9 protein-coding genes and 1 pseudogene are annotated in these 10,179 nt (G+C 70.1%); all 10 read left to right on the forward strand.

Features of this window, described 5'->3' with window-relative positions; translation table 11 throughout:
* The first annotated feature begins 98 nt into the window (after window positions 1-98).
* The 10 genes and pseudogenes from QR77_RS36225 to QR77_RS36270 all read left to right on the forward strand — a co-directional run bounded on the left by QR77_RS36225 (window position 99) and on the right by QR77_RS36270 (window position 10,145).
* Complete coding sequence (locus QR77_RS36225) at window positions 99-1,085, forward strand: phosphotransferase (protein WP_040026233.1); 987 nt, start codon at window positions 99-101, stop codon at window positions 1,083-1,085.
* Between the two features lie 219 nt (window positions 1,086-1,304).
* A complete protein-coding gene (locus QR77_RS36230) occupies window positions 1,305-2,507 on the forward strand; it encodes an MBL fold metallo-hydrolase (RefSeq protein ID WP_040026234.1) in 1,203 nt (400 codons plus the stop codon).
* 419 nt (window positions 2,508-2,926) lie between these two features.
* On the forward strand, window positions 2,927-4,975 hold the full coding sequence (locus tag QR77_RS36235) for an ATP-binding protein (RefSeq protein ID WP_078877572.1): 2,049 nt from the start codon (window positions 2,927-2,929) through the stop codon (window positions 4,973-4,975).
* 7 nt (window positions 4,976-4,982) lie between these two features.
* Window positions 4,983-5,420 carry a roadblock/LC7 domain-containing protein gene (locus QR77_RS36240; protein ID WP_040026235.1) on the forward strand — a complete coding sequence of 146 codons (438 nt, stop codon included), beginning with the start codon at window positions 4,983-4,985 and terminating at the stop codon, window positions 5,418-5,420.
* A gap of 2 nt (window positions 5,421-5,422) precedes the next feature.
* Entirely contained in the window at window positions 5,423-5,794 is a 372-nt protein-coding gene (locus tag QR77_RS36245) for a DUF742 domain-containing protein (RefSeq protein ID WP_040029259.1), read from the forward strand.
* A pseudogene (locus QR77_RS36250) lies at window positions 5,772-6,326 on the forward strand (ATP/GTP-binding protein); the annotation flags it as partial. The gene QR77_RS36245 and the pseudogene QR77_RS36250, both read left to right, overlap by 23 nt.
* 247 nt (window positions 6,327-6,573) lie before the next feature.
* Window positions 6,574-7,104 (forward strand): GAF domain-containing protein, encoded by a 531-nt coding sequence (locus QR77_RS36255; RefSeq protein ID WP_040026236.1) that lies wholly within the window; start codon window positions 6,574-6,576, stop codon window positions 7,102-7,104.
* Between the two features lie 188 nt (window positions 7,105-7,292).
* Window positions 7,293-8,156 carry an ABC transporter permease gene (locus QR77_RS36260; RefSeq protein ID WP_040026237.1) on the forward strand — a complete coding sequence of 288 codons (864 nt, stop codon included), beginning with the start codon at window positions 7,293-7,295 and terminating at the stop codon, window positions 8,154-8,156.
* 70 nt (window positions 8,157-8,226) lie between these two features.
* A complete protein-coding gene (locus QR77_RS36265) occupies window positions 8,227-9,291 on the forward strand; it encodes an ABC transporter substrate-binding protein (RefSeq protein ID WP_052489804.1) in 1,065 nt (354 codons plus the stop codon).
* Between the two features lie 38 nt (window positions 9,292-9,329).
* Complete coding sequence (locus QR77_RS36270) at window positions 9,330-10,145, forward strand: ABC transporter ATP-binding protein (protein WP_040029262.1); 816 nt, start codon at window positions 9,330-9,332, stop codon at window positions 10,143-10,145.
* Window positions 10,146-10,179 lie beyond the last annotated feature (34 nt).

Below are 10,179 nucleotides of genomic sequence, written 5' to 3' on the forward strand. Positions count from 1 at the left end.
CCCACCCTACTGAAGAGCGCGGGGGCCGATCCCCGTACCACCGCCCGGCGGCGCCCGGTGAACGCGTGGCGCTGCCCATGATCGCTACGTTGGTGTGCATGACACGCGACCCCCATCCTCTGACCATCGACCGGTTATCGGCCGCGCTCGCGCCCTGGGGCCTTCCGGTGCGGTCCGTCGAACGTCTCACCGGCGGCTGGAACTCGAGCACCTGGCTGGTCCGGGTGGCCCTGGGCGGCGGCGACGGCGGCAACGGCGGCGACGCGGATGAGCTTGGCGACGCGGATGATCTGTACGTCGCCAAGCTCGGTGACACCGAGGACGCCGACGCGTTCTGCAGCGGACTGCGGGTGGCGACTCTCGCCGCCGCCCACGGCTTCTCCAGCGGGCCGCCCGTGCCGACCCCGGACGGCAGGCTGGCGGTGGATCTCCCGGAGGGGGTGCTCGCGCTGCTGTCCCATGTCCCCGGTACGCCGCCCGACGAGTCCTCGGCGGGGGATCTACGGCGGGTCGGAAGCACCCTCGCGCGGGCCCATCTCGCGCTGGGGAACAATGTCACGGGCCTGAGCGAGCAGTTCATCTGGCCCTGGTCCTGGGCTCCCGCCTGCATCGACGAGATCCCCATGCCCCAGGACATTCGTGACACGGCGGCGCGCGTCCTCGACCAGGCCGGGGAGCTCGCCGACCGCGCGCCGCTGCGTATGGGCGTGGTGCACGCCGACCCGGGGCTGGATGCCTTCCTCCTCAGCGAGGAGTCCGCGCGCCTGGACGGCCTCATCGACTGGTCGGTCACCATGCAGGCGCCGGTCCTCCACGACCTGGCCTGCTTCGCTGTGATGACGTGCCGGAACCCGCGACTGCTGGAGAGGTGCGTCGCCGGCTACCTCGACACCACGCCGGAGCTCGCGGGCGAACTCGGACATCTCGGAACCTTCGTCCGGCTGCGCTGGATGTGCCAGGCCATGTACTTCGCCTCCCGTATCTCCCGTGGCATCGTCCGGGGCGCGGCATCCGAGGAGGAGAACCACCGGGGTCTCGCCGAGGCCCACCGGGGCATGACCGCAGCGGATGGCGTCATGGTCTGAACCGGGACGGGTGAACCCCCTGACCGAACCGCTGGTCAGCATCCTGGCGGTCGCCCGCCCTGTCGAAAAGGGGCCGTAGCGGGGGCGTGCCGGGAATCCTGCGGGTGCGGTCGACGTTGGTGGGTCGTACACATGACGGGACCGGCCATACGGACTCGTACCGCACCGATGTGCGACCCCGGCCATAATGGGGACGACACCGAACCACCAGGAGGTGCCGTGACAGGCGCTGGCTCCCCCCTATCGTTGCGCTCCCGGCTCCGCTCGATGCGGCCCCCGGCCTTCGGGGCCGACTCGGCAGGCAAGCGGCTGGAGCGGATCCACAGCTCGCCGAACTTCGCCGACGGGGTGTTCCAGAACCCGGTGGGCGCGAGGACGCGTCCCACCGGTGGCTCCGGTATCGAGCTGGCGAAGATCTACTTCGAGAAGGAGGCGCGCGCACGGCGTGCCCCCACCGGCACCATCCCGGTCCACCCGACCACGCTCGCCGATATAGCCGAGCGACCCGCCTCGGGGCTGCGGATCACCTGGATGGGTCACTCCAGCGTGCTCGCCGAGATCGACGGCCGGCGGGTGCTCTTCGACCCCGTATGGGGTCAGCGCTGTTCGCCCTTCGCCTTCGTCGGTCCGAAGCGGCTGCATCCGGCGCCCGTCCCGCTCGCCTCACTCGGCCCTGTCGATGTGGTCGTGATCTCCCACGACCACTACGACCACCTCGACCTGCCCACGATCAAGGCCCTGGCCACCACGGACACGGTCTTCGCCGTGCCGCTCGGCGTCGGCGCGCACCTGGAGAGCTGGGGCGTGCCCGCCTCGCGCCTGCGCGAGCTGGACTGGAACGAGTCCACCGAGGTCGCCGGCATCCGGCTCACCGCGACCCCGGCGCGGCACTTCTGCGGACGTGGTCTGCGCAACCAGCAGCACACACTCTGGGCGTCCTGGGCGGTCGAGGGACCCGAGCACCGGATCTACCACAGCGGTGACACCGGCTACTTCCCCGGCTTCAAGGACATCGGCGCCGAGCACGGCCCCTTCGACCTGACGATGATCCAGATCGGCGCGTACAGCGAGCACTGGCCCGACATCCACATGACTCCGGCCGAGGGCATGCTCGCGCACCTCGACCTCCAGGGCGGGACCCCGTCCGGTGTGACGATGCCGATCCACTGGGGCACCTTCAACCTGGCACCCCACCCGTGGGCGGAGCCCGGCGAGTGGACGCTGGACGCCGCGGAAGAGGCGGGGCAGGCCGTGGCGTTCCCCCGGCCGGGCGAGCCCTTCGAGCCGGCGGGCACTCTCCCCGTCAATCCCTGGTGGCGAGCGGTCTCCGCGCCCCTCGCGCATCCCTGGCGGCGCCCGAAGACCGTGCGTACGGCACCTAGTGCCGAGCTGGACGATCGAAGCCTGGCAGCCGAGCGGTGACGCGGTCCGGCTTCTGCCGCTGAGCGGTGCTGCGGTCCTGTGCGACGGCCCGTCGGTTCTTCCGACGGGCCGTCGCGCTGTCCCGGGCCAAGGCGCGAGTGAGGTACGGCCTGGTCCCTCTCGGAACCTGAGCCGTGGGCGGTCGCGTGGGGCGACCGTCCGCCGCCTCGCCCGCGCATCCGGTATTTCGTGCTGACGTACGAAGCCTCATACCAGAGCGGGACGGTCCATGGGCAAGTTCGTCAACTGCACTCCGCACGCGTCCATGGCGCAACTACCGTATGTGTCGGGTGATCAACGGAGGGGCACAAGCCTGTTCGTCGAACTCCCGGGCCAGCTCCTTCCGACCACGTCCGAGCCAACCGCCACCGACTTCCGCACGACGCCGATTTCCCGGGGCCCCACGACCGAGGACACAAATGTCTCAACTTCGCGCACCTGCCGCGCGGCCGGAACGCCGCGAGGGCGGGCGGCACGGCCGCCCTGGCAACCGCTCGCTGCTGTCAGCCGGCCGGCAGCAGACACCCAAACCCGCCGCCCGGCCTTCCGGGGGATCCCCCGCCGGGGCGAACGCACCGTCCCCGCCGGACGCGCGCATACGCCCCCAGCTCCTGCGTGCGGCGGTGCTCCCCGCGATCGTCGCCACGCTCAGCGGCGCGGCCGCGGTCGTACTGACCCTGCGGTCCGGCGGTGCCGAACCGACCCCCGGGATCTGGGCCGGACTCACCGCGATGGCGCTCCTCGCCCTCGCCGCCATCGGCGTCGCCGCGCTCGGAGCCGACCGGGCCGCCAGATCCCTGACGGACCGCTGCATCGAGCTGCGCCGCTCGAACGCCCGCCGGCAGGCGGAGTTGAACGCCCTGGTCGGGCAACTCAGGCGCGGCGAAAAGGTACCCGCACGCCCCACGCCGTCCGTGCCCTCCACCGGGGGCGACGAATTGGACCTGCTGGCCCGGGAGTTGAGCCGGTCCCACGAGGACGCCGCAGCCGCCGTGATCCAGGCGTCCCGGCTCTCCAGCAGCGCGGGCAACGAACAGAAGGTCGAGGTCTTCGTCAACCTCGCCCGGCGGCTTCAGTCCCTGGTGCACCGGGAGATCCAGCTCCTGGACGAGCTGGAGAACGAGGTCGAGGACCCCGAACTGCTCAAGGGCCTCTTCCACGTCGACCATCTCGCGACCCGTATCCGCAGGCACGCCGAGAACCTCGCAGTCCTCGGCGGCGCCCACTCCCGTCGCCAGTGGAGCAAGCCCGTCCATATGACGGAGGTCCTGCGCTCCGCCATCGCGGAGGTGGAGCAGTACCCACGGATCAAACTGGTGCCGCCGATGGACGGCACCCTGCGCGGGCACGCCGTCGCCGACGTCATCCACCTGCTGGCCGAACTCGTCGAGAACGCCACGCTGTTCTCCTCCCCGCACACCACCGTGCTGCTCCGCGCGCAACGCGTCACGGCCGGCCTCGCCATCGAGGTGGAGGACCGTGGCCTCGGCATGCCGGCCGAGGAGCAGAAGCGGATGAACGCGCTGCTCACCGACCCGGACCAGGTGAACGTGGCACACCTGCTCCAGGACGGGCGGATCGGTCTCTTCGTGGTGGCGGCGCTGGCACGCAGGCACGGCATCGCCGTACGTCTCCAGTCCAACATCTACGGCGGTGTCCAGGCCGTACTCGTCCTGCCGGAGAGCCTGCTCGGCGCCGAGCAGGGGACGGGGAACGGCAACCGGCCGATGTCCGTGCCGACCGGGCACCCCGCCGGGACGACCGAGCCGGGGACCGGCAGGCCGCAGGACCAGACGTACGCCCACGACCAGGCGCGGGCCCACGCACAGGCTCACGCCCACGCGCGCGACCAGGCGCAGGATCAGGCCCAGGAGCAGGCGCTGATGCACGCGCAGGCGTACGGGACACACCTGCCGCACGGCGCACCCGCACCCGGCCCCGTGCCTGGCCCGGACGGAAGTACCCCGCTGCCCGTCCGTGGCCGGCACAGCGGACGCCCCACCCCCGCGGAGGCGCGCCCGGGCTTCACCCACCGCACACCGCCCGGGACCGCGACCGGAAACGAGACCGGCCCCGCCGAGGAGGTCGTGCCGGAAGCGCGCGCCGACGGGCTCGCCGAGAGCGCCACGGGCGAGCGGCCCCAACTCCCCAAGCGCCGTGGCCAGGAGCACCTCGTCCCCCAGCTCCGCGACGCGCCGGCCGCGCCCTCCACAGAGGAACCGGTTCTCCACGACCCGGGGCTGATGGCCGCATTCCGCCGGGGCATCGGCCTCGCCGAGTCGGAGCCGGAGCGGGAGCGCGAGCGGGAGCCGGAGTCCCGGCCGGAGCCAGGGTCGGATCCGTCGGGGCGACCACTCCCGGAACAGCCGCAAGCGGCTCACGTACCGCACCGACCGGCCCGGCCCGACCCGCTCGACCCGCGCGACATGCCGGAACCGCAGAGCCACGACACCACCCTCAAGGAGTAGATACACCATGGCGAGCGATGTGCCGACCGTCCTTGTCTCGGACCTCGACTGGCTGATGAGCGGTCTGGTCCAACGTGTCCCGTACACCCGCAGCGCGGTGTTGCTCTCCTCCGACGGCCTGGTGAGATCCGTGCACGGCCTCGACGCCGACAGCGCCGACCACATGGCCGCACTCGCCTCGGGGCTCTACTCACTGGGACGCAGCGCCGGTGCGCGCTTCGGCGACAGCGGTGAGGTGCGGCAGGTCGTGGTCGAACTCGACTCCACCCTGCTCTTCGTCTCCACGGCCGGCTCCGGCACCTGCCTCGCCGTGCTCGCGGGACGGGAGGCCGACGCCGCCGTCCTCGGCTACGAGATGGCGATGCTGGTCAAGAGCGTACGGCCGTATCTCGCCACGCCGCTCAGGCGTACGGCGGGCACCGCGCAGAGCGTCACGGGGCAGTGACCGTGTCGGCCCCGACCGATGGGCCGTGGCTCGACGAGGCGGCCGGTCGGCTCATCCGCCCGTACACGGTGAGCGGAGGCCGCACCCGGCCGACGACAGCCATGGATCTGCTGACCCTCGTGATGTCCACGGGCTCGGTGCCTCAGGGGCACCTCGGCCCGGAGCACGCCGACGCGCTGGGCCTCTGTCAGGGGCCCACCTCGGTGGCCGAGATCGCCGCCCACCTCAGACTGCCGGCGACGGTCACCAAGATCCTGCTCTCCGATCTGGTGGACTGCGGAGCGATCAGCGCCCGGCCGCCGGACAGCTTCCACAACCCGACCGATCGTTTTCTGCTGGAGGCGGTGCTCGATGGCCTACGACGACAGCTCTGAACCCTTCCCTACCGCGCTGAAGATCCTCGTCGCCGGCGGTTTCGGAGCCGGCAAGACGACCTTCGTCGGGGCGGTCAGCGAGATCGCGCCGCTGAGTACGGAGGAGCTGCTGACCCAGGTCGGCGCCGCGACCGACGACCTCACCGGGGTCGAGGAGAAGACCACGACGACGGTCGCGATGGACTTCGGCCGAATCACCCTGGACGAGCGGCATGTGCTCTACCTGTTCGGCACACCGGGACAGGAACGCTTCTGGTTCATGTGGGACGAGCTGTCCAGAGGCGCACTCGGAGCGGTCGTACTCGCCGACACCCGGCGCCTCGAGTGCTCCTTCTCGGCGGTGGACTTCTTCGAGCGGCGCGGCATCGGATTCGTCGTCGCGGTCAACGAGTTCGACGGCTCGTACCGCTACGGGCCCGAGGAGGTGCGGGCCGCGATCGACCTCAAGCCCGACGTGCCCGTCGTGCTGTGCGACGCGCGGATCGCCAGCTCCGGCATCCAGACGCTGCTGACGCTGGTCCAGCACCTGCTGACGACGGCGGCGGAGCCCCGGGGGCCTGAGGCGTCCCAGGCGCCGCGCGTCCCCCACGTACCCCGGGCACCCGACCTGCCCCATGCACCCACAGCGCCCCATGCGCCCACAGCGCCCCATGGACCCACAGTGCCGCAGCCACGCCGGACATCCCCGGCCGCCGCGGCGCCCGAGGTCCCCGAAGTCCCCGAGCCCGTCGAATGATCACGGCGATCCGACGGCAATCCCCGAGCGACGGAGCGTCAGTGTGACGTACGACCCGATCGGCCGCCTGCTGCTCACCCCGGTCGACCGGGAGGCTCCCGACCGCGTTCAGCGGCTGCGCCAACTCGGCCTGGGGGAGCGGCCCGAGCCCGCCTTCGACGCGCTCGCGCAGCAGTTGGCGCACCTCACCGCCGCCCCCTACGCGATGGTCAACTTCATCGACGAGAACAGACAGTTCTTCGCCGGGCTGCACACCCCCTCGGGTTCGGGCGGTGAGCGCTTCATGGCGCGCGACCGCGGTTACTGCCCGCATGTGGTGGTGCGCGGCAAGGCGCTGGTCCTGGAGGACGTACGCGACTTCCCCCGGTTCGCCGGGAACCCGCTCGTGGACGAGATCGGCATCCGTTCCTATCTCGGGGCGCCGCTGGTCGACCGTACGGGAATGGCGCTCGGCACGGTGTGTGTCATCGACACCGAACCCCGGCGCTGGGGCAGGGCGGGCCTCGACACCATCAAGGCATTCGCCGCCGAGCTGATCCGGCAGATGTGCCTGGGTGAGGACGGTGGCATCTGATGCCAGGTTTCTCCTACCTCAGCAGGCCCTCGACAGAGGCGAGTTGGCGGAAAACGCCGCTCTCCGGCGGACGCGGGGCGAAACTTGAGTACGCCCTATTGACCATGCGGACCGGCAGTCATTAGCGTGGCGATCATTCTGCCCTGAAAGCGCTTTCCGTAACTGCCCGGTTTCCCGAGGAGTTCACAGTGAGCCAGAGCGTCCTAAAGGCACCGGCCGGAAAAGTGCCGGGAGTCGCGCAACGTAACAGGCCAGGCGCCGGGGAGCGGTTCGCGCGCGGGGTCGAGGCAGGGTGGCGCCCCGTCGCGCTGCTGGTGGCCTGTCTCGCCGCCTGGTGGATCATCGCCGAGGCCGAACTGGTCGAACCGTATCTCGTCCCTTCACCGGCTGCGACCCTGAACGTCCTTACCGGCAAGGCCGGTTACCTCTGGCAGCATACGTGGGTGACCACGTACGAGACACTGCTCGGCTTTGTCATCGCCGGCGCGGTCGGTGTGTTCGCCGCCGTTGTCATGGTCTACTCCTCGACCGTCGAGAAGACGCTCTATCCCATCCTGCTCTTCGCCCAGGTGGTGCCGAAGATCGCCATCGCGCCGCTGTTCGTGGTCTGGCTGGGATTCGGGATCACACCGAAGATCCTGATCGCCGTACTGATCGCCTTCTTCCCCGTGGTGATCTCGATGGTCACGGGACTGAAGGCGGTCGACCCGGAAATGCTTCAACTGTCCGCCACCATGGGTGCGAAGCCCTGGCAGACATTTGCCAAGATCCGCTTTCCCGCCTCTCTGCCCCATCTTTTCTCCGGTCTCAAAGTGGCTGTGACCCTCGCCGTGACCGGGGCCGTCGTCGGCGAGTTCGTCGGCGCCAACGAAGGCCTCGGATATGTGATTCTCCAGGCGAACGGCAATATCGACACCCCGATGCTCTTCGCCGGGCTGCTAGTCATGTCACTTATCGGCGTGGTGCTCTTCGTCCTCGTCGAGATCGCCGAGAAGCTCCTGCTGCCCTGGCACGCGGGCCGCCGCGACGCCGGCGTCACCACCTCCTACTGACACGACCCGCTCCTGACACGACCCGCTCCGGGAAGGGCCAGCCATGCCAGCCATGCCAGTCACGTCCGTCATGCCGGTCGAACCGGTCGAACCGGTCAGACCGACCAAGCCGACCCGGCGAGCGCGAAGACTTCTGATCGGGCTCGTCCCGCTGCTCCTGGCCGCCACGGCCTGCGGCGGAGGCGGATCGGGGACGACGACCAGTGACTCGGGCAAGAAGCTCGACAAGGTCACCCTGACGCTCAACTGGTACCCGTACGGCGAGCACGCGCCGTTCTACTACGGCAAGCAGCGGAAGATCTTCGAGAAGCACGGCATCGACCTGACCATCCGGGCGGGCCAGGGCTCGCAGAAGACCGTCCAGGCGACGGGGGCGGGACAGACCGAGTTCGGCTGGGCCGACACACCCGCCCTGCTCAGCGCCGTCGACCAGGGCATCAAGGTCAAGAGCCTCGGTGTGGTCCTCCAGACCACACCGTCGTCGGTGCAGTTCTTCGACGACCAGCACGTCTCGACGCCGGCCGACCTCAAGGGCAGGACCATCGCGGGCACCGCGGGCGACGCGCTCACCAAGACCTTCCCGATCTTCCTCAAGAAGAACGGCATGTCGGAGGCGGACGTAAAGATCCAGAACACCGACCCGGCGGGCAAGATCGCCGCGGTGATCTCGGGGAAGACGGACGCCCTGCTCGGCTACGCGAGCGACCAGGGGCCGACCATGCAGGACAAGGCGAAGAAGAAGGTCTCATATCTGCGCTTCTCCGACCACGGCCTCAACTTCTACTCCAACGGCCTGATCGCCGGTCAGAAGATCCTCTCCGGCAGGGCCGAACTCGCAGGGCGGATGGCCAAGGCCGTCAGCGAGTCCTGGGCGGCGGCGGAGAAGGCCCCCGCTCCCGCGGTCGCCGCGATGGAGGGCGCCTCCAAACAACTGCCGCCCAAGTCCGTCCTCACCGAGCAGTTCAGGACGACACTGACACTGCTGCACACCGAGTCGACGCGGGGCAAGGCGCCGGGAGTCAACACCGAGGCCGACTGGCAGCAGACCATCGATGTCTTTGCCGCGGCAGGCATGGTCAAGAACCCCAAAGCGGTGTCGGAGTACTGGGACAACGGCAACGCGCTGAAGGGATGAGAGAGATGGCCAGGGATGCCACGCTCCGGGAGCCGGCCGTGACCGGAAACGGTGCCGCACGGCAGGAGCCCACGGCGCCGGCGATCGGCCTCGCCGATGTGGCCGTGCGGTTCCGTACGAAGAAACGCGACGTCACCGCCCTGCACGAGGTGTCCCTGGACGTCGCGGCCGGGGAGTTCGTCGCGATCGTGGGCCCCTCCGGCTGCGGCAAGTCGACACTGCTCAAGCTGCTGGCCGGGCTGATCAGGGCTACCTCCGGTGACGTACGACTCCAGGGCGAACGGGTCGACGGGCCGCGCCACGACATCGGTTACGTCTTCCAGCGGGCCGCGCTGCTGGAATGGCGCACCGCGCGGCGCAACATTCTGCTCCAGGCCGAGATGCGCCGGATGCCGGGCGGCCAGGCCCGCGCCCGTACGGACGAGCTGATCGCGATGACGGGACTCACCGGCTTCGAGGACGCGTACCCGCACGAACTGTCCGGGGGCATGCAGCAGCGGGTCGCACTGTGCCGGGCGCTGCTGCACAGGCCGCCGGTGCTGCTGATGGACGAACCGTTCGGCGCACTCGACGCGCTCACCCGGGAGCAGATGAACACGGAGCTGAACCGCATCTGGCGGGAGACGGGGACCACCGTGCTGCTGGTGACCCACTCCATCTCGGAGGCGGTCTATCTGGCCGACCGCGTGGTGGTGATGAGCCCGCGCCCCGGCACGATCACCGAGATCATCGACGTGGGGCTGCCACCTGAGCGCGACTACACGGAGACCCTGGGAAGCAGGGAGTTCGGCGAGGCGGCGGCGCGCATCAGGGGGTTGCTGGGGGCGGCTTCGGGGGGTTCGGCTGGGGAGTGAGGGGGGAGGGGGAGCGAGAGGCCCGAGGGGAGGG

It is taken from the genome of Streptomyces sp. 150FB, from assembly GCF_000818195.1.
GTDB lineage: Bacteria > Actinomycetota > Actinomycetes > Streptomycetales > Streptomycetaceae > Streptomyces.

Coding starts and splice junctions, on each gene's coding strand:
- QR77_RS36265 (WP_052489804.1), top strand. CDS start 8,227: ATGCCGGTCGAACCGGTCGAACCGGTCAGACCGACCAAGCCGACCCGG.
- QR77_RS36235 (WP_078877572.1), top strand. CDS start 2,927: ATGTCTCAACTTCGCGCACCTGCCGCGCGGCCGGAACGCCGCGAGGGC.
- QR77_RS36225 (WP_040026233.1), top strand. CDS start 99: ATGACACGCGACCCCCATCCTCTGACCATCGACCGGTTATCGGCCGCG.
- QR77_RS36240 (WP_040026235.1), top strand. CDS start 4,983: ATGGCGAGCGATGTGCCGACCGTCCTTGTCTCGGACCTCGACTGGCTG.